Below are 283 nucleotides of genomic sequence, written 5' to 3'. Positions count from 1 at the left end.
GATGACGGTGCGGGCGCCGTGGACCAGGTCCATGGCGCCGCCGATCCCGGTGATCATTTTGCCGGGGATGGCCCAGTTGGCCAGGTCGCCGCTCTCGGAAAACTGCATGGCGCCGAGGACGGCGACGTCGATGTGCCCGCCGCGGATCATCCCGAAGGAGAGCGAGGAGTCGAAGAAGGAGGCACCCGGCAGGACGGTGACGGTTTCCTTGCCGGCGTTGATCAGGTCGGGGTCGACCTGGTCCTCGGTGGGGTAGGGGCCGGTGCCCAGGATGCCGTTCTCG

Annotated in this window: 1 protein-coding gene; it reads right to left on the bottom strand. The window is 68.2% G+C overall.

Annotation, left to right across the window (positions count from 1 at the left end; genetic code table 11):
• The coding region (locus IG08_RS0153565) for a succinyl-CoA--3-ketoacid-CoA transferase (RefSeq protein WP_030622443.1) at positions 1-283 on the bottom strand (283 nt) is incomplete at both ends.

It is taken from the genome of Streptomyces fulvoviolaceus (assembly GCF_000718165.1).
Taxonomy (GTDB): Bacteria; Actinomycetota; Actinomycetes; order Streptomycetales; family Streptomycetaceae; genus Streptomyces; species Streptomyces fulvoviolaceus.
This window is presented reverse-complemented; position numbering and strand designations above follow the sequence as displayed.